Here is a 20164-nt window from a genome sequence, read left to right as displayed (position 1 = left end):
GGGTTAGGCCGCCCCGGCGTCCTCCTCTACCTCAGCCTCCCACCGCAACAAGTCCCCCGGCTGGCATTCAAGGACTTCGCAGAGTGCTTCCAGGGTGGTAAACCGCACCGCCTTTGCCCGCCCGTTCTTCAGCACAGCGAGATTGGCCGGCGTAATCCCAACCTTCTCCGCAAGCACGCCCACGGGCATCTTCCGCTTGGCAAGCATGACGTCGATGTCCACGATGATGGGCATCAGATCACCTCGTCGAGCTCGGAGCGCAAGCGGGCAGCTTCGACGTCGCGGTCAACGGCCTGGGCAAGCAGCGCCCGCAGCACCAGCACGAGAAGTGCCACACCGCCGATCATCAGCGCAGCCCCGCAAATCAACAGCACAATCCCGGGGGCAATATCGCCCGGAGCCAAGATCACCGCGATGCCGAACATCAACACAGCAGCAACGGAAACAGCCCCGAAGATGACGTCCACGAACCGGAAGGCCGCATGGGAAAAGACCGTTCCGCGGCGCACCATCGTGAGCAGACGCCATACGCAGACGGCAACAACCTGCACACAGAGAATCCCCAGGACCACGATCACCAACAGCGCGATCCGTGGACCGTCAGGGGCGCCGGCCTCAACGAGGTCGGCCGAGAACAAGGGCACCATCCACACTTGAACGAAAAGTGAGCCCGCCAAAACCGTCGCGATCACAACCCGCAGCGCAAGGATTGCCAGCTTTCCCATCGAGTCTCCTTTATCGATCAACAATATGATTCTATCGATATTCGATCATCAATCAATCGCTCCAGCGGCAAAATTAATACTCAGCTTGCTTACTAAAATGACCTTCCCTAGGCTTGAACAGGTCAGACAAACAACTCTCACAGCGGCGGCCCGCGCTCAAAAGCAATCCGCCGCGCAATGGAGGAGGAACAATGTCAGAACACACCATCACAGGCAAGAAGGTCGCATTTCTGTTGACGGACGGCGTGGAGCAGGTTGAACTCACCAGCCCCTGGCAAGCCGTGAAGGACGCGGGCGGCCAGCCAACGCTCGTGGCACTTTCAAAGGGAAAGCTGCAGGGATTCAACGGCGTGGAAAAGGGTGACACCTTCGACGTCGATCTCGCAGTAGCCGATGCCAACGCATCGGACTTTGACGCCCTGGTACTCCCCGGCGGCGTGGTAAACGCCGATCACCTCCGCGTGGACAAGGATGCCCAGAACTTCACGCGGGCTTTCTTCGAGCAGCACAAGCCAGTGGCCTCCATCTGCCACGGACCCTGGATCCTGATCGATGCGGGCGTGGTCAAGGGCCGCAACGTCACCTCGTACCACACGCTACAAACCGACCTGAAGAACGCAGGCGCCAACTGGACCGATGAAGAAGTCGTCGTGGACCAAGGCCTTGTCACCAGCCGGAACCCGGACGACCTCCCGGCGTTCAACAGCAAGGTAGTAGAGGAAATCTCCGAGGGCCAGCACGCTGGCCAAACCGCTTAGCGCCACACTCCCGAGGGCTTCCCAAGCACGACGTCACAACATAGCGTGATGCCTGACAACCCTTTGGAGGCACGTATGCGAAAAGTTACCGCCGGCCTGTTCCACTCCGTGGATGGCGTAGTTCAGGACCCGTTCAAGTTCCAGTTCGACAGCTTCGACGACGAGCTGGGCAAGGGCCTGACCAAGATGATCAACACCGTGGATACGGTGGTTCTGGGCCGCGTCAGCTACCAGGAGTGGGCCGGATATTGGCCGAATGCGTCGCAGGACGAAGACTTTGCCGCCTTCATCAACCCCGTGGAGAAGTTCGTCGCATCCCGCACTCTCTCCGAGCCTCTCGAATGGGAAAACTCGCACCTCATCGATGGGCCGCTGGAGCAGTTCATCACTGACCTGAAAGGGCGTGACGGCGGAGAGATCGCAGTCTGCGGCAGCATCTCCGTGGTACGCCAACTGCTGTTCGCAGGGATCCTGGACGAGCTGACGCTTATGACACACCCCGTGGTGGCAGGCAGCGGACGGCGGCTTTTCGAGGACGGCGACCCCCTGAACAGGCTCGTCCTCGAGGACCAGTACGCCACGAGCAAGGGCAACGTTGTGAGCACGTACAGCCTGCGAAGGGATTGATCTGCTGCTGTTGTAACGAGACGACGGAACCCCCGCGGCAGGCGGGGGCTCCGTCGTCGTGTGTGTTTAGGAAATTGTTTGCGTCTCGGAAAGTGAAGGGACCTCGACGGCGGCACGCCGGGCCCGCGCGGCCCTCACGAGTCCGCTTGAGACGATCGCCCCCACGAGGGCAAGCGCCGCAAGGACGATGAACACAATGTGGTAACCGGCGGCTCCAGGGTTGGCATCCAGGATGGAGCCGTAGACGATGAAAGCGAACATCCCCGGCGCATAACCCACGAGGCATGCGATCCCGAAGGCGGTGCCGCTGGTCTCCTCGGGGATTCCAACCTCATCCATCGGGGCCCAGAACACGCCGCGCATGGTGAAGATGATGAGTGAGAACAACAGGGTAACGATCATCGCCGGAATCTGGCTCCCCGGATCTGCGGGAAGGAGCAGCAGAACCCCTACCACCGGGATCAGGCTCAGGAACGCCAAGCGGATGTACCGGCTGGCACCCTTGAACACCTTGTCCGCCAGGACGCCGCCGATCGGGCCGCCGAGGATCTTCAGGCCGTACTGGTTGATGATGCCGTAAGCACCGACCAGCGCGACGGGAAGTCCGTAGACGTAGGTCAGATACGGGATGAAATACGTGAGTCCGCAGTAGACGACGTACACCATGAACACGGTGAAGCTCACCCACCAGAGCTGGGGCAGCTTCGCCGCGCGCCAGATTTCAGCGAGACCCGCCTTTTGTTTCCTGGGTGCTGGATTCTCACTTGTCTGGTTGCGAAGCAGCAGGAACAGAAGCACACCGACGGCGATGTCAAGGATTGCGTAGAAGGCGATGGCGGCGCGGAAGCCACCAAGCCCGGAACCGAGCCAAACGAAGATTCCCAGGGCGGAGAAGGCCACTGCAGTGTCCACTACGCCGCGCCCGCCCTCGAGCAGGCCGAAGAGCCGTCCCTGTTCTTTGGAACCACCGAGCTGGCGGATGCTCTTCAGCAGCGCCGGCCAGACCAGGCAGTCGGAACACACGGCGAGCAGCGCGAAGACCACCAGGAGCGTGCTGAATCCGGGGAAGGTGCTGAGGAACAGACCCAGCGCCCCGCAGCCAACGAGTCCGAGGGGGATGAGGACCCGCGTGGAGAAGCGGTCCGCGAGGTATCCGCCCACGACGAAAAGGGCTGTTGCGACGATCGAATTAACGCTCAGCAGCGTCCCGATCTCAGTATGGCTGAGGCCCATGGCTTCCTGCATGGGAACGTAGAACGCGTCCTTGAGGTTGGAGAGCTTATAGATCGTGCCGCCGGCCATGACGAGCAAGGCAAAGCGGACCCACTTGCTCCAGTCGGTGCTTTTCGTGGTCTTCCCGGGGGCTATCGCGCTCATCGTGCACCTTCCAGGGACTTGTTTGATTCCAGCTGCGACACAGCAATATCGCGCAATGAGGCGAGCAGGCCTTTCACATACTTCACCTGGTCGTCGGCCCAGCCGGGTTCGGCAGCGAGCAGTTCCTCCTTGGTCCACCCGGCAGGGATTCCGGTCGTACTGAAATCGCGGTATGGGATGAAGGGGTCCTCTCCCTCACCCGCGTGCCGGAATGCAGGCGCGTAGTACAGGTTCTCCTGCTCCAGAGCCAGGGCGATGACCTGCGGCTCGTCTTCGCCTAGCATCAAGAGCTCGAAGAGCATCCGCGCGCCGGGCAGGTCGTCGTCCGGACTTCCCTGGAGCACACCACGGTGGCCATACCCGTCCCCCTCGGGGAGAATGTGAACACCCTTCAAGTGTGCCTGAAGAATGTGCGGTGCGAGCGTTGACAGGGCGTCCATCGGCCTCTCACAGGCGTTGATCATGTTCCCGAAATCGAACATTGCGTGAAGTCGCGGGTGCGAAATGCGGCGCAACAGCCCGGCAATTTCGGTAGATCGCAGCTCCTCGTGCTGCTCAAAGGAGAAATGCAGGCCGTACTCGTCAGCCAGCTCAGCGAGCCAACGCAGGTCCTCCTCTATCCGGGTCAGGACATCGGAGAGTGCGCCTTCGAAGCGCGAGTAGACGCGGATATTCTCGACGCCGAGGATCCCGGCAATGCGGACTGCTTCCTCGACGTCCGCTCGCGCGGTGGTGCTGATCTCCAGGTGGGTACTGAGACGCAGGCTGCGGGCGCGGTCCGCGAACTGGCGCAACCGGTCATCGCTCATCCGGCCCAGGCTCCGCTCCTCGCCATCGAGGACGTGGATGCACACACCAGCCAGGCCATGGCGATGCGCGAAGTCGAGCACGTCGTCGGGCGAAAAGTTTCCATAAGTCAGGTTGCCCAAGAGAGCGTACGCATGGCCGAACAGTCGGGCACCGTCAATTCGGTCGATCAGGGTTCGGGCAAGCCCGTCGGTCAGTTGCGGCAGGGAGTCGATCTCCTCTTCATTGAGGCGAGGTTTCAGGAGCTCCTGAAATCGAGTGTCGGCAGGGGGCATGGTTGGCTCCTTGGGGGGCGTGCGAGGGGCGGCGGGGATTGTCACACACCATTTGTACGTGGGTAATGGACGCCGAAAAAGATCCATTATGGACACTGCCGTTAAGTCCATTCAGGGCGTTACGCCGAGCTTCTCCCATCGATCCCACGCTGCGGCCATCCTGCCCGCCGCCTCAGCCATATGATCTTCAGCGGTCCCCGCGAACCCGATCAGCAGCGCCGGTGGCAGGCGCCGGGTTACCCGGTATTCGCCGAGGGGGTAGGTGTACACGCCACCCGCTGCGAGCCCTCGAGCCACCTCGATATCGTCCGAAGGTTCCCGAAGCCAGGCCATGACGTGAAGGCCCGCATCCACGCGTTCTGCATGGATCCGGTGGCTTAATCGCTGATCGATTGCTTCGAGCAGGGCGTCCTGGCGAGCCGCATACAGACGCCGGGTCCGGCGCAGATGCGCATGCAAATGCCCTTCTGAGAGGAAGTCCGTAAGGGCCGCCTGGAGGACCGTCGCGGGCGGCCGGCCAATGATGGAAGATACGGAGGCAAATGGCTCCACCAGATCCTCCGGCAACACGCAGTAACCGAGCCGGATGGATGGCGCGAGTACCTTGCTGAACGAGCCCACAGTGATGACGTGCCTGCTCAGATCCAGTCCGAACAGCGTCGGAAGAGCCTTACCGCGGTAGCGAAGTTCGCTGTCGCAGTCATCCTCCACGATCCAGCTTCCGTTTCGTTCCGCCCAGGCGATCCACTCCGCCCGCCGTGCCGGACTCATTGCCGTGCCGAGCGGATGCTGCCGCGCTGGAGTCAGGCAGGCAAGACGAGCCGGGGACCCGCCGTCGAACTCGTCCGGAAGGACCGCCCCCTCCCCGTCAATGGGGACGCCCTGGACCGGGCAGCCTTGGGACTGGAAGGCGAGCCGTCCGGAAATATGGCCTGGGTCCTCGACGACGACGGTGTCGCCGGCGTCCAGGAGGAGCGCCGCGAGCACATTGAACGCCTGCTGGGCACCAGAGGTGACGATGACCTGTTCCGGCGTGCACCCCAGACCCCTGACATCGTTGACGTAGTCCGCGATCGCTACCCGCAAGGGACGGTGGCCATGCGGATCGCCGTACCCGTTCATGAACTGCTCTGTGCTGCCGGCATGGCGCCCCAGGAGGCGCTTCCATGTAGCCGCGGGGAAGGCCGAGGCCGCCACCTGGCTGGCGACGAATGATTCCGACTCGGTGGGCGCCCAGGCGTGCGGCGCCTCCCCGGACAGGCCGGCGCCACGTGAAGAGGTGGCCGCTCCGCGTTCGGAGAGCGGCGGCCGGGACAACGGCTGCCGCGGAGCGTGGTCACTCCATAAGGTGTCGACGTACGTGCCGTCGCCCGCGCGCGAGCGCAGGAAGCCCTCGGCGGTGAGTTGCTCGAACGCCGAGACCACCGTGATCCTGGAAACTCCCAGCTCAGCCACCAGCGTGCGGGTGGAGGGCAGGCGGGTTCCGCTTGGCAGCGATCCTGTCAGGATCTGGGTGCGCAATTGCCCGTAGAGTTGCCGATGCAGGGGCTGGGCCGCGTCGCGGTGGAGCTCGAGTCCGGCAAGGAGACGGCCGCCGGCGCTCTTCATCCCCCGGACCGCAAAGCTGATTTCACTTCTTCCCGGCCTTCAAGTCCGCAACAACCTTCGCGATCCGCCGAGCCCGGGTCTCGTCCGTCTTGGCGTCTCCAATTGGTTCCACGTACCGGCGTTGGGCACTGTAGTTCAGCGTTCCATAGAAGGCCTTGGCCTCGGGCTCAGCCTCAAGGGCCGCAGCAAGATCGTCCGGAACCTCGATCACACGTGGCTGCGTGTCCACTTCCAGGTCCACGTCCACGGTGTCGCCAGCGGACGCGCCGGTCAGGTCCCTGTTCGCGGAACTGACACCCACCATGTGTTTCCCACCCATCACCGCGATGCTGCTGCGATAGCTCTGGCCGTTGATGGTCACAACCACTGGGGGCCGTTTGCCGGCATCAAGCGCACTAACTACGTCCTCGGGAACCTCAATGCCGGCCTTGTTGCCATCGCCGACGATGGTCGTGGTGAATTTCATGTCCCAAGTATGCCGTTGGCCACCCGTAGACGCACCCCGCCAGCCGGGCTACGTTCGGTATAAGCAACTACCAAGTGAACCGAGGAGCGCGAACCATGGACGAGCAGGATCTTCTGGAACGGATTCAGTCACTCGTGGAAGAGGAGCACCGGCTGCGTGATGCAGCGGTGGGCGGGGGAACTGAGGACGACGTGGACGGCGACGGCAGCCGCGCCCGCCTGGCCCAGCTTGAGGCTCAACTCGACCAGTGCTGGGACCTGCTCCGCCAGCGCCGGGCCAAGAAGCGTGCTGGTGAGAATCCCGACGACGCCGAACCGCGTCCCATCAGCGAAGTCGAAGGCTACAGGCAGTAGTCCCGCCCGACGACGAAGGAGCTACGCCCCCTCAAGCACCTGGCTGGTAGCCCACGCAACGTACTTGGCCGCGTTGGCAACGGCATCTGCGACATCCGGAACGCCATCCTTGCGCTGTGCGACGTCCAACAACTGGGCCGCAGCTACTATCCCGTGTTTGGCGAGATCCTCCGGCGTCACCGTGATTCGGCCTGCCACAGCCACCACGGGTATTCCGTGGACGCTTGCGGCGTCGGCCAAGGCGATTGGAGCCTTGCCGGTGAGCGACTGCTCATCCATGGAACCCTCGCCCGTAATCACCAGGTCCGCCTCGCTAAGGTGCGAAGCCAAGCCGGTCAGCCCGGCCACCAGCGCGAAGCCGCCTTCAAGCGCCGAGTCCGTAAAGGCAAGGAACGACGCCGGGAACCCGCCTGCCGCTCCGGCTCCCGGAACGTTGACGTCCCGGCCCGTGGCTTCCCGAAGGAGCGATGCCCAGTTGCGGAGGCCGGCGTCGAGCCTTTCAACAGCATCCTCGTCGGCTCCCTTCTGGGGGCCGAAAACATGAGCGGCACCTTCCGGCCCGAACAGCGGGTTTTGGACGTCGACGGCGATCCGGAACTTTGCTTGTGAAAGCCGCGGGTCCAGTCCGGAGACATCCAGGGCAACGACGTCGGCGAGCGAACCTCCGCCAAGAGGCACCACATTCCCGGCAGCGTCCAAGGGCTTGAGCCCCAGCGCACGCAAGGCGCCACTACCGGCGTCGGACATTGCCGAACCGCCAAGTCCCAGCACAATCTCGGTGGCCCCGGCGTCGAGCGCCGCAGCGATGAGCTGTCCGCAGCCGTAGCTGTGGGCCCGCAAAGAATTCTCGGGGGTGGGCTCCATGAATGCAAGGCCGGAAGCCTGGGCGGTTTCGATGACGGCTGTGGCTCCGCCGAAAGAATCTTTGCGGATGGCCCAGGAAGCTCCGACCGGCTTGAGAATTGGACCCACAACGGCGTGGTTCCGCTCATCGTAACCGGCGGCGATAGCGGCATCGAGTGTGCCTTCACCACCGTCAGCTACGGGAAATTGGGTGGTTACGGCGTCCGGATAGACGCGCAGTGCGCCCTCGGCCATGGCTGATGCGGCTTCCGCGGCGGTGAGGGATCCCTTGAACTTATCCGGGGCGATGAGGATACGCATGGGTCCATCTTGCCAGCTTTGCCCGGAAAGCGGTTGCCGGTTACGAAGATTGCGTCACTCGTTTAGCGCGCGAACGGGGGAACCCTCGAGCCACCCCTTGACGTCCTCGAATGCACCGCCATAAAACTGCCGGTAGCTCTCGTGCGTCACATATCCGATGTGCGGCGAGAGCACAGTTCGCGACGAATGAAGCAAGGCATGTCCGGCGGGCAGGGGCTCCTCGTCAAAGACATCCATGGCGGCGCCACGAATCCAGCCCTCTTCCAGCGCCCGGATCAGCGCTGCCTCGTCCACCAGCGGCCCTCGTGCGGTGTTGACCAGAACGCCCTCAGGTCCAAGCAGCCGCAATTCCTCCTCGCCAACAATGCCTTCCGTCCGCTCAGACAAACGCAGATGCAAGGTCACGACGTCGGACTCCCGGAACAGCTCCTCTTTGCCCACCATTCGGGCACCGGCAGCCTCAGCCGCCTCCGCCGTCAGGTTCTGGCTCCACGCCAAAACATCCATGCCAAAGGCCTTCGCGTAGCCTGCAATCCGCTTCCCGATCTTGCCGAGGCCGACGATTCCCAGCGTCTTTCCTTCGAGTTCAAACCCGACGGCGGTCTGCCAGTCGCCTGCCCTCAGCGAGTTTTCCTCCACAACCAGGTTGCGGGCAAAAGCGAGCAGCAACGCCCACGTCATCTCCGGTGCCGCTGCCGGTGAACCGCCCGTTCCGCACACCAGGATGCCACGCTCCGACGCAGCCTCAAGGTCGATCGCAGCATTGGCCATGCCCGTGGTCACAAGCAGTTTCAGGTTGGTCAATGACTCGAGCACCCGGCGCGGAAAACGCGTCCGTTCGCGCATTGCCACAATGATGTCGAACGGCGCCAAAGCTGCCACAGCCTGCTCTTCGGAAACGAAAGGTGCGCTGAAAACGCTGACTTTCACGCCGTCGTCGAGCAGCGAATCCCAAGGGGCGTAGTCACTGGCAACCTGCTGATAGTCATCAATGATGGCCAAGCGGTAACTCGTCACGTCATTCTCCTCGCGCGGCGGCTGGTGGTAGAAACACCATCTCACGTGCACCGGCGGGTGGGTGCGCATTTTCCGGTGATGCGCTTGACTGGAAATTGAACCCTTCCCCTTCCGAAGGAGATGCGTTGACAGAGCCCAAGATGATGCCAGCCCTTCCCAAGCCCGAGCATCCCCGTCCCCAGCTGGTCCGCGAGAACTGGATGAACCTCAACGGAACCTGGGGTTTTGAGATCGACGCCGGCGACTCGGGTTTGGAGCGCGGGCTCGCCAGGCGCGAGCTCACCAGTGAGATCCTGGTGCCGTTTGCCCCGGAATCGGTTCTTTCCGGAATTGAGCACGTGGATTTCATGGAAGCTGTTTGGTACCGACGTACGGTGACCATCCCCCAGGAGTGGGCCGGCCAGAACGTCCTCCTGCACTTCGGCGCCGTGGACCACGACGCGACTGTCTGGGTCAACGGCATTGAAGTGGCCCGCCACAGGGGTGGTTTCACCCCCTTCACCGCCGATCTTGGTGGAGTGGCCGAGCCCGGCACGGAAGCGGTCATCGTTGTCCGTGCACGTGACTCGCGGCACGAAATGCAGGCACGGGGCAAGCAGGCAACCTGGTACAACAACACTCATTGCCAGTACACCCGCACCACGGGAATCTGGCAGACGGTGTGGATGGAAGCTGTCCCGGAGGTCCACGTCAAACGCCTCCGAATGACTCCGAACCTGGCCGGTTCCAGCATCACGATTGAGGTTCCGATCAGCCGGAACCGCGCAGGGCACACGGTGACTGCTGTCCTCAGCGATGAGGGCGGTACAAATGTGGAATCTACGGCCAGAGCCGACTTGGATCTCACGCCAACATTGCGCCTGGGCATTCCCGCTGGATCTCTGCGCCCTTGGTGCATTGAGGACCCCTTCCTTTACGACCTTGAGGTGACAGTCCGGGATGCTGCCGGAACAGTCGTTGACCGCGTCAGCAGCTACGCGGCCGTTCGTTCAGTTGCCCTTGACGGCAAAGTGGTTCGTCTAAATGGCAAGTCCGTGTTCCAGCGATTGGTGCTGGACCAGGGATATTGGCCGGAGTCGCTCATGACCTCGCCGGATGACGCTGGGTTGGTCAAGGACATCGAGTTGTCCATGGCGGCAGGATTCAACGGTGCACGACTCCACCAGAAAGTGTTCGAAGAGCGCTTCCTCTACCACGCAGACCGGCTCGGTTACCTGGTCTGGGGCGAGTTCGGCGACTGGGGCGTCTCCGGAGGAGGAACCATTGGCCAGAACCAGAAGCCAACAGCGAGTTTCGTAGCCCAATGGCTTGAGGTGCTTCAACGCGACTTCAACCATCCCTCGATCATCGGATGGTGCCCGCTCAACGAAACGCACCAGATCCTGCACGATCGGCTCACGGTATTGGATGACGTCACGCAGGCCATGTTCCTTGCCACGAAATTGGCCGACCCCACACGGCCTGTCATCGACGCATCCGGATACTCCCACCGCATCCGCGAAACCGACATTTACGATTCCCATTCCTACGAGCAGAATCCGGAGCAGTTCCGGATTGAGCAGCAGGGCCTTTCGGACGGGAAGCCGTTTGTAAACCGGAATCCGCAGGGTGAGGAATACTCCGTGCCTTACGCTGGCCAGCCATATTTCGTGTCCGAATTCGGCGGCATTTGGTGGAATGAAACGGAGGCTCGCCAAGCAGCGCCAGAAGCGGGCCTCGGAACGGATGTTTCGACGTCGTGGGGTTACGGCCAGCGCGTCAGCAGCGAGGAGGAGTTCTACGCCCGTTTCGACGGACTATGTGGCGTGCTCCTGGATAACCCGGACATGTTTGGTTACTGCTATACGCAGCTGACGGATGTCTTCCAGGAAAAGAATGGCATCTTCACTTTCGATCGCGGAGCCAAGTTCGATCTCGAGCGGATCCGGGCCAGCCAGGTCCGTACGGCAGCCATCGAAGCCCGCCGAGATGGCATTTGATGACAATGTTGCAGCCTGGGACTGTCATCAAATGCCACTTCGACGCGAAGCGTCCCGCTAAACCCACTGCCCCCGGCGCACCATGACGTCCTTCAGCAAGTCCAGCCGGTCGGACACAATTCCGTCAACGCCAAGGTCCAGAAGTCGTTCCATCTCCGCGGAATCGTTGATGGTCCAGACGTGAACCTGCACGCCCACGCGGTGCGCGCGACGAACAAAACCGGCAGTTACCACCGGAAACCGGCCGTACCGGACCGGCACCTGGAAAGCGTCGACGCCGCTGAGCACCTTGCGGGCCAGGCCCGCCGGCAGCACGGATCCAAGAAGTACGAAAAGCGCCGTCAGGGTGCTTCCAGCCGAAGAAGCGGTCCGCTGGCTGAGGAGTTTCAACACTGCACGTCGACGCCGGTCGGAGAAACTCGTCACCAACACCCGGTCATGGATGCCGTGCTTCTCGATAGCTTCGGCCATCGATTTAACGGAATTCCAGTCCTTCACGTCCAGGTTCAGGCGGGCATCGGGAAACGCAGCTACGAGCTCGTCAAAAGTCGGCACAGGTTCCACTCCGCCGATGCGGGCCTTGGCTACCTCGTCTGCCGTTAATTCGGCGATCCGCCCGGATGAATCCGTGACCCGGTCCAGGGAAGAATCGTGGAAAACGAGCAGGACGCCGTCTGAAGTGGTGTGTACGTCGGTTTCAAGGTGCAAAGTGCCCAGCTCAACCGCGGCCCTAAACGCAGTCAAGGAGTTCTCCATCCCATGCGGGGAGAATCCCCGGTGGGCAAAGGCCACCGGGCCCACAGTGCCATCCTTGCGGAGGAAATATGGCAGCGTCACACCCGAAGCGTAGCCCATTGCGCATAGGCGCCTACGCTTCCTCGGTGACCGTCACCTTCTCCAGTGGGACCACGGCCACCCCATCGCTGACGTGCACCAGCGTACGGCCGCGACCGCCGTCGAGCTCCACCCAAACTGCCGTTGCGTCGCCGGTAACGGCGTCCACTATGCCAGCCGATTCGTACCCGGGCGTCAGCGTGACGCTAACGCGGTCGCCCTGACGGAGTGACCTCCAGTGGTGATCCGGCTCGATCCGCCGCAACGGAGCGGTGTTGAAATCGTTGATCCTACGCTTGGCCATGATTCCCCTACATCCAACAAGCAAAACGTGTCTGTGGCTGAGAGCCTACGGGCGCAAGTTGAACGCGGGTTGTATGGAGACTGGGAAGTTGGTGACAGCTTTGCGGAGCATCAGGGCTGCCAAACTAGTGGCATGACTGTATTGATTGCCGGATGCGGCGACCTTGGAACCGAAGCCGGACTGCGTTTCGCAGACCTGGGCCATGAGGTGACCGGGCTCAGACGCTCGCCGGAAAAGCTCCCCGCGGAGATCCAGGGCATTCGCGCGGACCTCGCACGTGGAGTCCCGGTCATCCCGGCAGATGTGACCATTGTCGTGGTCGCAGTGGCCGCCGATTCTTCCACCGAGGAAGCATACCGGGCGGCGTACATAGACGGCCTCCGAAATATTCTGGACGCTTTGGATCGTGATTCTGTTGAACCGGAACGCATCTTGTTCGTCTCCTCCACTGCCGTCTATAAGGACTCCGACGGAGCGGTGGTGGACGAGACCACACCCACCGAGCCCACGCGTTTCAGCGGCAAAGTGCTGGTGGAGGCTGAAAATATGTTGCTTGCCCGCACCCGGGGAACGGGAACTCAACCCATCATCCTTCGGCTCGGCGGCATTTACGGGCCGGGACGAACGCGACTGATCGACCAAGTCCGGTCAGGGCAAGCCGTGATTCCGGCGCGGCCCCGGCACACCAACCGTGTTCACAGGGATGACGCCGCGGCCATGATCGTGCACCTCACCACGATGGATCAGGACCCGGATCCGGTCTACGTAGGCGTGGACGACCACGCGGCCGAGATGGGCGACGTCATGCGGTTTCTTGCTTTGGAAATGGGGAACGCGGAACCACCAATGGCGTCGGAAGACCAACACGGCGGCCCCGGGGACAAGCGCTGCTCCAACCAGAGGCTTCGCGAAACTGGCTTCGAGTTCGCCTTCCCCACTTACGTTGAGGGCTACCGCGCCGTGCTGGCTGGCCAGGGTGTACGCCACCCGTGACGCAGCCACCCCACGGCAAGAGAGCGGGCTTGCAGCTGTTGTGCCGAAGCTATTTTGCCGTGCAGGCAGCCGCCGGTCTTTCGTGGTGGATCGCCATCTTCCTGTCACCCGTGGTGCGGGAAGCAACCCTCGGTAGCCTCGATCCCGTCGTTGTCGCGGCCTTTGACATTCCACTTTTCGTCATCGCCTCCGCCCTTGCCGCAATCGGATTAAAGGCCGCCGCAGCGGTGGCCACTGCTTGGACGGGAATCGTCGCCATTGCCCTCGGTGTCTACGCCACGGTGACAACTGAAGCAGGATCGGGCGTTCTGATCATGATTGCCGCTGCCGCTTGTTCCCTGGCCGCCCTCAGCATCCTCTTCCTGGGCGGGATACCCACGGCTTGGATCATCCAAGGGCCCTTCGCATTCCGCTCAGCCACTGGCCGTCGCACCACAACAAACGTGGGAGCAACGATCGGCCAAATGATCCTCTTCTGGGGATTTTTCCTGGCTGTGATCCCCTTGGCCCTGACGTTCCTCGAAGAGCGATGGGAAGTGTCCCTGCCATTTCCGCAGATGGCCGCGCCCGTCGGAGCGCTGCTTCTGACGTTCGCAAGTGCGCTCGGCGTGGCCTCCGCCCTGACCATGTCCTGGCTCGGAGCTGGCACCCCGTTGCCCTCAGCCATGCCCAACCGCTTGGTCATCGCCGGACCGTATCGCTGGATTCGCAATCCCATGGCTGTTGCGGGCATTACCCAAGGTGCCGCGGTTGGCCTCATCCTCGGGTCCTGGCTGGTAGTCGCCTACGCCGTTCTCGGCTCACTGCTGTGGAACTATGCCGTCCGGCCGCTGGAGGAAGCCGATCTCGAAGAGCGGTTTGGTGCAGAGTTCATCAGATACCGCGAGTCGGTGCGGTGCTGGATCCCTCGTGTTTGAAGTAGCTAGACCGTTTGCTCCGTAAGTTTCGCCTCGAGGATCTGCGCCACTCCGTCGTCGTCGAAGTGGGGCGCCTGCTGCCCCGCAGCGAGGATCGCTTCCGGGTGCCCGCTGGCCATCGCGTAGCCGTGACCGGCCCAGCGGAGCATCTCGATGTCGTTGGGCATATCCCCGAACGCAACGACGTCGGCGGCGTCGATCCCCAGAGACGCGGCGTACTTCGCGAGGGTGACGGCCTTGTTGATGCCGGGCACTGACATCTCGAGCATTGCGGTGCGCGGTGCCGAGTGCGTCGTGCTGACCAGATGGGCCACGGCAGGCTGAACTTCGGCAAGGAATTCGTCCGGGGTGCCTTTGCGGGTTATGGCGAGGAACTTCACGACGGCGTCATCCGCCGTCAGCGTCTGGTCCAGCGGTGCGGGGGTGAACTCCGCAAGCAGCTCGCTTGTTTCGTTCTCGAGGAAGCCCGGCTCCAGTTGGAAACCAGTCAGCGTTTCCACGGCGAACAAAGCATCCGGCCGCAGGGACTTGATGATGCGTCGCGCTTCAAAAATGGAGGTGATATCCAATGTGCAGGAAGAAATGGGCTTCTCGGTTTCCAGATCCCAGACCACTGCGCCGTTGGAACAGATCACGATACCGCTGTGCCCGAGTTGTTCCTGGAGCGGGTATAGCCAACGCGGCGGGCGGCCCGTTACGAACACAAGCTCCACCCCGGCGTCCCGGCATGCTTTGAATGCCTTGACGGTCCGATCACTGATCTTGCCGTCATGACCGAGGATGGTGCCGTCAATATCACTTGCTACGAGGCGCATCATGTCAGTCTACGTGGCTGTTGAGAACCCAAATGCCGCAACTAACGCTCGAACATGCCAGTGATGGTTCCGCGCGCCAACGTATGCGCAGGAAGGACTGAGGCAAGTATGCGCGCCTCGGAATCCTTTTCGATGCCCAGGTCCTCAACGTCCAGCGCATGTACAGCCACTACGTAACGATGCGGTCCATGCCCTCTGGGAGGCGCCGCCCCAACATAGCCGCTGCGGCCGCCGTCGTTCTTCAACTGGAACGCACCGGCAGGCAACGCGTGGCCGCCCTTGCCCCCGGAACCGGCTGGAAGGCTTGATACCTCAGGAGGAATATTAAGTACGGCCCAATGCCAGTAGCCCCCGGGGCCGGGAGCGTCGGGATCCCACATGGTGACCGCGAAACTCCTGGTTCCGTCCGGAGCTCCGCTCCAGCTCAGCTGGGGAGATATGTCTTGGCCGCCCGCACCCAGAATCCCGCTCCGCTGATCGGGGCCGAGGGTATCGCCGTCGTTGAACGACTCGCTCGCAACCTGCAATTCATGGTCTTGCATTCGCACCTCCTCTTAACCGGACTACACCGGCAAATGTTCTGGCCGGCAACAGTTTTAGCTGGCAACAGCCCGGTGGTTGAGCTCAGCCCGTGTGGGCGGATTGGCGCCGGCGCGGGACACCGTGACCGCGGCGGCACGGGTCGCATGATCCATGATGGCGGCGAGTATTTCAGCCGGCATGGCTCTGAGTGCCCCACGGTTTTGCGCACCGTCCAGCCCGCGGTCCACTATTGCTGACAGCAGCCCCGCCATGAACGAATCGCCGGCACCAACCGTATCCACCACCGTCACGCTAGGCGCCGGGACCTGGGTCTCACCGATGGCCGTGATTCCCCACGGACCACGCGCGCCCCGCGTCACCACCACCAGCGCGGGTCCTTCCGTACCTCCCAGTGACAACCAACGGCGTGCCGATTCCAGCGGATCAATGCCCGGATAGAGCCATTCAAGATCTTCGTCGGAAGCCTTCACGACGTCGGAGAGCACCACAAAGCGTTCAGCCTGCCGCCGTGCGTAATCGCGATCGGTAATGATGCTGGGTCGGCAGTTGGGATCGAAGCTGATGGTGCTGCTCGGGTGGGCATGCTCGACGGCGGCAAGCACGTCCGCGGCACCGGGCTCCAAAGCCGTGGCTATTGAACCCGTATGCAGCAAGGTGGCTCCCTGCAGCATGAGCGGCAACCGCTCGCCGAGGCCCGGCAAATCCCAGGTGAGATCGAAGGCGTAGGTGGCGGCGCCGTCGTCGTCGATCACTGCCGTGGCTATGCTCGTGGGTTTGCCGTCGGGCGGAAGGGGGACCATCACGGAACTGGACCGCAGGTGCGCCGCAACGGAATCGCCGTACGCGTCCTGGCCAAAACGCCCGATGAACTGCACGGGGTGATCCAAACGCGCCAAGCCAACGGCTACGTTGAGCGGACTGCCGCCAACGTGCGCCTCGATTCCGCTGGGGCGCTGCACAACGTCAACCAAGGCCTCGCCAATCACAGTCAGCATGGGACCACTCTGCCAGAGGAAGGGTGGGCGCTACCAGTGATTCAGGAGAGCAGGCGTTGTACCAATTCGCGGCATTTCTTGTAAGCCACGGCCTTTGGATCTATGAGATCGAAGTGATCCCCGGGGACACGCAGCAATTGCGCTGCGCTGCCGGCTGCTGTTGCCGCGGCGACGTAGGCCTCGGACTGGCTGACCGGAACGTCCTCGTCGTCGGTAGCGTGAACGGCGAAAACCGGAACATCAATAGGCAGGGAACTCATGGGGTCCGCGTATTTATGCCTTTTGGGGTATCTGGCAGAATCGCCGCCCATGAGGTTGCAGACGGCACCGTTGCTGAGGTTCAGTTTTTCGGCGGCAGCCAGGTTCAGCAAGCCGGACTGACTGACGACGCCCGTCAGGTGGACGGCATTATCCTCCGGTGCACGCACCAGTTGACGGTCGGCGTCGGGCGTTCCGATGGCCGAGAGGCGCTGCCGTCCGGCGGCCCACACAGCCAGGTGACCGCCGGCGGAGTGGCCCAAGGCCACTACCTTGCCAAGGTGGAGCTCGTGCTTTCCGGCGATTTCGGCGAGATGGTCAATGCCGGCCAGGATGTCTTCGAATGTATGGGGCCAACCACCGCCGTTGCCGGCCCGCCGGTATTCAAGGTTCCAGGCGGTAATTCCATGCGCCGCGAGGTCGCGGGCCAGGGGCTCGCCGAGCTCGGCGCCGTACTGTGAGCGCCAGTAGCCGCCGTGGATCACCACCGCGACACCACCCTTGACGGCTGACGCGCCGCGATGGTTTCCGTTGTTCGGTTCAGGTATGAAGAGTTCGCCCCATTGACTGGGGTGTTCGCCGTAGCTGTACTTGTGCCGCAACATTGCGCCCTCCTTTGTACCGAGCCTATCGTGACGTCCCGCAACTTTGGCTAGGGCACCCCGACGGCGGGTGGCCCGCGCCAGTGTCGGACCCGCCCCGTAAGCTGGGGGCATGGCAAGCAATTGGGACAGCCTGGACCAGGACCAGCGCGATGCAGTGGACGCGAACGTGGCGCTCTATGAGCGTGTTCGCCCTGCCCTGAAGCGGGTCACGCGGGATGTGCTGCTGACCCTAAGGGACATGCTCAACGACGCCGAGGTCACTCCCCTGTTTGTTACCGGACGGACCAAAACAGTGGAATCGTTCCGCGAAAAAATCTCACGCACGGATGATCCTCTGGAGCCGGGCGGCCCACGTGTACTCAAATTCCCGGACCCTTTCCGCACCTTGAATGACATGGTGGGCATCCGAGTCATCACCAAATTGCCTGCCGAGAACGCAGCCGTAGCCAACATCATCAAGCGGCAGCGCCAGCTCTTCGACTGCCGTGGAGACCGCGAGAAGGACATCGGTTCCATCGAATCGGGCACGTACGGATACTCCAGCCGGCACCTCATCCTGCGAACCATCCAGAATGAGGCCGTCAAGGAGTATCAGCATGTCTTCAACCCGGACATGCCTGCCAACGGCAGCTACTTCTTCGAGTGCCAGATCCGCACGGTCTTTGCGCACGCCTGGAGCGAGATCGAGCACGATATCCGGTTCAAGGCGGAGGATCCGCGTGCATGGACCCCGCATTTCGACCGCCAGTTCACAGCCACTGCGGCCATGTTGGAAACCGTGGAAAGTGCCTTCGCGGACCTCCATGAGCGGTACGAAGAGGTCAGAAGCTATTGGGACCTGCACGGCGAGGGTGCTTCCCCGCTGACTCCCAACCGCGTCCGGGACGTCTGGCGTACGCTCCTGCCTCACGTTGACCGTAAAGTTGATGACGACTGGGGGTGGGCTGCCGAACTCCTGGCCGCCCACGGACTCACCAAAACCGTGGAACTTGCGGGGCTCCTTAGCGCCAACCGGATCACGGAGGTCCGCAAAGCCCTGGATCACCGCTACTCCCCGGGCCCCGACCGCCTCCTGGATGACCTCCTGCTGTGGCAGTACGGAACCGAACACATTGACCTCACCGCTGAGGCGCCCGACGTCGTTCCGCACCCGCGGCGCGATAGCCTCCAGCGGCGTCTGAAGCAGATTGAGCGTTACCGCCAGACTGCACTGTAAGGACGCCATGACTCCCGAGCAACTCATGTCACTGCGGGTGACTTTCCGCTCGCCCCGCCGCCTGCTGACGGAATCCCTGGCCGGACTGGTGGTTGCACTGGCGCTCATCCCGGAGGCCATCGCGTTCTCGATCATTGCGGGCGTCGATCCCAGGGTCGGGTTGTTCGCGTCCTTCACCATGGGCGTCGTGACGGCCCTTGTTGGTGGTCGACCAGCCATGATCTCTGCGGCGACAGGGGCTGTCGCCTTGGTCATCGCTCCCGTGATGAAGGAGTACGGACTCGACTACCTGATCGCCACGATCATCCTGGCGGGTATCTTCCAGATCATCCTCGCTGTCCTGGGTGTTACCCGGCTCATGCGCTTCATTCCGCGGTCGGTGATGATCGGCTTCGTGAACGCACTGGCAATTTTGGTGTTCATCTCGCAGATGCCCGAACTCTTCAATGTCCCTTGGATGGTCTATCCGATTGTTGCCGTGGGTCTCGGCATGGTCTTTGGCCTGCCTCGCCTGACCGCGGCCATTCCCGCACCCCTCGTGGCGATCGTGGTCATCACCCTGGTTACCGTTCTGGGGCACATCGACGTTCCAACGGTTAGCGACAAAGGCGAACTCCCCCACAGCCTGCCCGGGTTCTTCCTGCCCAATGTCCCGCTGGATCTGGAGACGTTCCGGATCATTGCGCCTTTCGCACTGTCCATGGCCCTTGTTGGCCTGCTGGAATCACTCCTGACAGCCAAGCTCGTGGACGACATCACGGACACACGATCAAATAAGACCCGCGTTTCCTGGGGCCAGGGAGTGGCGAACATCGTCACAGGTTTCCTTGGTGGGCTGGGTGGTTGCGCCGTGATCGGACAGACCATGATCAACGTCAAAGGATCCGGCGCGCGGAGCCGGCTTTCCACTTTTTTGGCGGGCGTCTTCCTGCTGGTCCTGGTGGTTGTCCTGGGCGACGTTGTGGGGATGATTCCCATGGCGGCCCTTGTTGCCGTGATGATCTTCGTTTCCCTGATTACCTTCAACTGGCACTCTGTTCGGCCATCCACCTTGAAGCGCCTGCCCAAATCGGAGACCGCCGTCATGCTGATCACTGTTGCCGCCGTTGTGGCGACGCACAATCTGGCGGTGGGTGTCGGCGTCGGCGTCTTGACCGCGATGGTGCTCTTTGCGCGGCGGGTGGCGCACTTCGCTACCGTCGAGAGGACGGAACTGGAACTCAACGGGGAAACCGTGGCCACCTACACGGTGGATGGCGAGCTCTTCTTCGCTTCGTCCAATGATCTGTACACCCAGTTCGACTACGCAAAAGATTCCTCGGAAGGCATAGATCGCGTGGTGATCGATCTTCACGCCTCGCACCTTTGGGACGCATCAACTATTGCGGTACTGGATTCCGTCACCGAGAAGTACCGGAATCACGGCCGCGAGGTGGAGTTCATTGGTCTGAACGAGGCAAGCGTTCGGATGCGCGAACGGCTCGCGGGAAAGCTGAACGACTGACCCGACGCCTTCCAAACAGCGGTC

General features: G+C 62.3%; 22 protein-coding genes. 8 read left to right on the top strand and 14 right to left on the bottom strand.

The genetic code is table 11. The features are described 5' to 3' along the window. Nucleotides 1-3: 3 nt before the first annotated feature. Both LDN82_RS00360 and LDN82_RS00355 read right to left on the bottom strand, forming a co-directional pair. Nucleotides 4-234, bottom strand: coding sequence for a helix-turn-helix transcriptional regulator (locus tag LDN82_RS00360; RefSeq protein ID WP_224165974.1), 231 nt, complete (start codon nt 232-234; stop codon nt 4-6). After that, on the bottom strand, nt 234-725 hold the full coding sequence (locus tag LDN82_RS00355) for a DUF2975 domain-containing protein (protein WP_224165973.1): 492 nt from the start codon (nt 723-725) through the stop codon (nt 234-236). Before LDN82_RS00355 ends, LDN82_RS00360 begins: the two co-directional genes overlap by 1 nt. 191 nt (nt 726-916) lie before the next feature. On the opposite strand from LDN82_RS00355, the gene LDN82_RS00350 reads away from it, so the two are divergent. Both LDN82_RS00350 and LDN82_RS00345 read left to right on the top strand, forming a co-directional pair. Continuing rightward, nucleotides 917-1483 (top strand): type 1 glutamine amidotransferase domain-containing protein, encoded by a 567-nt coding sequence (locus LDN82_RS00350; protein WP_224094558.1) that lies wholly within the window; start codon nt 917-919, stop codon nt 1481-1483. A 75-nt stretch (nt 1484-1558) separates the two neighbouring features. Continuing rightward, on the top strand, nt 1559-2110 hold the full coding sequence (locus LDN82_RS00345) for a dihydrofolate reductase family protein (RefSeq protein ID WP_224165972.1): 552 nt from the start codon (nt 1559-1561) through the stop codon (nt 2108-2110). Between the two features lie 66 nt (nt 2111-2176). On the opposite strand, the gene LDN82_RS00340 is transcribed toward LDN82_RS00345, so the two are convergent. The 4 genes from LDN82_RS00340 to LDN82_RS00325 form a co-directional block, all read right to left on the bottom strand. Next, nucleotides 2177-3487, bottom strand: coding sequence for an MFS transporter (locus LDN82_RS00340; protein ID WP_224165971.1), 1311 nt, complete (start codon nt 3485-3487; stop codon nt 2177-2179). Continuing rightward, entirely contained in the window at nt 3484-4569 is a 1086-nt protein-coding gene (locus LDN82_RS00335; protein ID WP_224165970.1) for a TIM barrel protein, read from the bottom strand. The genes LDN82_RS00340 and LDN82_RS00335 overlap by 4 nt, the downstream gene beginning before the upstream one ends. Nucleotides 4570-4680: 111 nt before the next feature. Then, entirely contained in the window at nt 4681-6177 is a 1497-nt protein-coding gene (locus tag LDN82_RS00330) for a PLP-dependent aminotransferase family protein (protein ID WP_224165969.1), read from the bottom strand. A gap of 22 nt (nt 6178-6199) precedes the next feature. Further along, nucleotides 6200-6643, bottom strand: coding sequence for a YdeI/OmpD-associated family protein (locus tag LDN82_RS00325; RefSeq protein WP_224165968.1), 444 nt, complete (start codon nt 6641-6643; stop codon nt 6200-6202). 95 nt (nt 6644-6738) lie between these two features. On the opposite strand from LDN82_RS00325, the gene LDN82_RS00320 reads away from it, so the two are divergent. Next, the gene (locus LDN82_RS00320; RefSeq protein ID WP_224094554.1) at nt 6739-6996 is read left to right on the top strand and encodes a DUF2630 family protein; all 258 of its coding nucleotides are present in this window, start codon (nt 6739-6741) and stop codon (nt 6994-6996) included. A gap of 21 nt (nt 6997-7017) precedes the next feature. On the opposite strand, the gene LDN82_RS00315 is transcribed toward LDN82_RS00320, so the two are convergent. After that, on the bottom strand, nt 7018-8160 hold the full coding sequence (locus tag LDN82_RS00315; protein WP_224094553.1) for a glycerate kinase: 1143 nt from the start codon (nt 8158-8160) through the stop codon (nt 7018-7020). A gap of 54 nt (nt 8161-8214) precedes the next feature. Then, nucleotides 8215-9177, bottom strand: a complete 963-nt coding sequence (locus tag LDN82_RS00310) for a D-2-hydroxyacid dehydrogenase family protein (RefSeq protein WP_224165967.1) — start codon at nt 9175-9177, stop codon at nt 8215-8217. A 140-nt stretch (nt 9178-9317) separates the two neighbouring features. On the opposite strand from LDN82_RS00310, the gene LDN82_RS00305 reads away from it, so the two are divergent. Then, nucleotides 9318-11156 (top strand): sugar-binding domain-containing protein, encoded by a 1839-nt coding sequence (locus LDN82_RS00305; RefSeq protein ID WP_224167603.1) that lies wholly within the window; start codon nt 9318-9320, stop codon nt 11154-11156. 57 nt (nt 11157-11213) lie between these two features. Here the strand turns inward: LDN82_RS00305 and LDN82_RS00300 are convergent, their stop codons facing one another. Continuing rightward, entirely contained in the window at nt 11214-12011 is a 798-nt protein-coding gene (locus LDN82_RS00300) for a glycerophosphodiester phosphodiesterase (protein ID WP_224165966.1), read from the bottom strand. A 13-nt stretch (nt 12012-12024) separates the two neighbouring features. Then, nucleotides 12025-12294, bottom strand: a complete 270-nt coding sequence (locus tag LDN82_RS00295) for a hypothetical protein (RefSeq protein WP_224165965.1) — start codon at nt 12292-12294, stop codon at nt 12025-12027. A gap of 132 nt (nt 12295-12426) precedes the next feature. On the opposite strand from LDN82_RS00295, the gene LDN82_RS00290 reads away from it, so the two are divergent. Beyond that, nucleotides 12427-13287: an SDR family oxidoreductase gene (locus LDN82_RS00290; RefSeq protein WP_224165964.1), complete on the top strand. Its 861-nt coding sequence runs from the start codon at nt 12427-12429 to the stop codon at nt 13285-13287. Further along, a complete protein-coding gene (locus LDN82_RS00285) occupies nt 13284-14204 on the top strand; it encodes an isoprenylcysteine carboxylmethyltransferase family protein (protein WP_224165963.1) in 921 nt (306 codons plus the stop codon). Before LDN82_RS00290 ends, LDN82_RS00285 begins: the two co-directional genes overlap by 4 nt. Before the next feature lie 5 nt (nt 14205-14209). Here LDN82_RS00285 and LDN82_RS00280 read toward each other — a convergent pair whose 3' ends face one another. The 4 genes from LDN82_RS00280 to LDN82_RS00265 are packed head-to-tail and all read right to left on the bottom strand — an operon-like array spanning nt 14210 to nt 17420. Beyond that, on the bottom strand, nt 14210-15019 hold the full coding sequence (locus LDN82_RS00280) for an HAD family hydrolase (protein WP_224167602.1): 810 nt from the start codon (nt 15017-15019) through the stop codon (nt 14210-14212). Nucleotides 15020-15060: 41 nt separating this feature from the next. Then, entirely contained in the window at nt 15061-15561 is a 501-nt protein-coding gene (locus tag LDN82_RS00275) for a YbhB/YbcL family Raf kinase inhibitor-like protein (protein WP_224165962.1), read from the bottom strand. Between the two features lie 54 nt (nt 15562-15615). After that, entirely contained in the window at nt 15616-16557 is a 942-nt protein-coding gene (locus LDN82_RS00270; RefSeq protein ID WP_224165961.1) for a carbohydrate kinase, read from the bottom strand. 41 nt (nt 16558-16598) lie between these two features. Further along, nucleotides 16599-17420: an alpha/beta hydrolase gene (locus tag LDN82_RS00265; protein ID WP_224094542.1), complete on the bottom strand. Its 822-nt coding sequence runs from the start codon at nt 17418-17420 to the stop codon at nt 16599-16601. A gap of 109 nt (nt 17421-17529) precedes the next feature. On the opposite strand from LDN82_RS00265, the gene LDN82_RS00260 reads away from it, so the two are divergent. Together LDN82_RS00260 and LDN82_RS00255 are read left to right on the top strand one after the other, a co-directional pair. After that, nucleotides 17530-18636: a RelA/SpoT domain-containing protein gene (locus LDN82_RS00260; RefSeq protein WP_216924310.1), complete on the top strand. Its 1107-nt coding sequence runs from the start codon at nt 17530-17532 to the stop codon at nt 18634-18636. Nucleotides 18637-18643: 7 nt separating this feature from the next. Further along, complete coding sequence (locus tag LDN82_RS00255; RefSeq protein WP_224165960.1) at nt 18644-20140, top strand: SulP family inorganic anion transporter; 1497 nt, start codon at nt 18644-18646, stop codon at nt 20138-20140. Nucleotides 20141-20164: the final 24 nt, after the last annotated feature.

Source organism: Arthrobacter sp. StoSoilA2 (assembly GCF_019977195.1).
Taxonomy (GTDB): domain Bacteria; phylum Actinomycetota; class Actinomycetes; order Actinomycetales; family Micrococcaceae; genus Arthrobacter.
This window is presented reverse-complemented; position numbering and strand designations above follow the sequence as displayed.